The organism is Chryseobacterium formosum (assembly GCF_026460885.1).
Lineage (GTDB): Bacteria > Bacteroidota > Bacteroidia > Flavobacteriales > Weeksellaceae > Chryseobacterium > Chryseobacterium formosus.
This window is the reverse complement of sequence record NZ_JAOVZW010000035.1, coordinates 1-1,070: the sequence shown is the minus strand read 5'-3', so window position 1 is coordinate 1,070 and position 1,070 is coordinate 1. Positions and strand designations below refer to the sequence as shown.

Here is a 1,070-nt window from a genome sequence, read left to right as displayed (position 1 = left end):
TTTGTTTTCGGGAGTAATTTTTTTGGATTGAATTGAGCTTCCTGTTATCAGATACTGCTGGTCGATTGTAGTGATGACTTGCGAGAGAAAATCCTGCGTTGAGGATTTAATGTCTTTTTGCCATACCACTTCCTGAGAATACAGTACAGCAGTTGTGCATAGCAGTAATGCACTCATGTAGAGTTGTTTCATGATTTGGTTATTAATTTTATTGTTGCTAATTTAACATTTTTTAACGAACTACCTAATCTCTTTAATGAGATTTAATATAAATATTTCATATTGTCGAAACAAATATAAAACAGTAACACGCCAAAACTTGACGTATTAGAATGATGAGAAAAAACTAAGACATATTGCGCTTCGTGTAATTTAACATTTACACTATTTATATAGGGTGCATTAAGTCTCAGTTATGAGAATGAAGTTCAAGTTTAATCAAATCTTCTAGAAAAATATTCGAAAAGCTCATATATAAGGTCAAAAAGACCAATGTGCTAAGACCGATTACTAATCTTTTATTTTTAAACTATTTTTCGATATACTTTACGATGATTTTTTTTTTTGAATTAAATCGTTCGGTAGTACGAAAAACTAACGAAAGATTCTCATCCTTTTTCTAAAACTTTGTTAGAGCTAAAAAACAAAGTCTTATGAATATTGATAGAGCAGAATTTATTTCATGGATGGAAAGAATCATGACAAGATTTGATATCCTAAGTGAGAGATTAAAGGAAAATGAAAATGAATTAACAGTATTGATGGAGAGCAACTGCTCGATAATCAGGATGTCTTGCAATTGCTTAAGATCAGTTCAAGATCATTACAGCGTTATAGATCTGATAAAAAATTACCCTATTATACCATCAGCGGTAAGTTGTATTATAAATTGTCTGATGTACATCAGTTGATCAGGGATAGTTTTAGTGGGGCTCGGAGAAGATAAGTTGTTAAGATGGCAAATAGTAGAAATAGCTTCTAATATTACATCAGTTTACAATGAACCTATAGTTTTTTTGCCTCCGATGCAATGTCGTTTTATTAAGGGGTGACTTCCACCGATTATTTTC

2 pseudogenes are annotated in these 1,070 nt (G+C 31.4%); one reads left to right on the top strand and one right to left on the bottom strand.

Annotated features, from left to right (window positions below):
• Nucleotides 1-192 (bottom strand): annotated as a pseudogene (locus OF897_RS21230) (T9SS type A sorting domain-containing protein); the annotation flags it as partial.
• Between the two features lie 461 nt (nucleotides 193-653).
• Between OF897_RS21230 and OF897_RS21225 the strand changes: the two are divergent.
• A pseudogene (locus OF897_RS21225) lies at nucleotides 654-946 on the top strand (helix-turn-helix domain-containing protein).
• Nucleotides 947-1,070 lie beyond the last annotated feature (124 nt).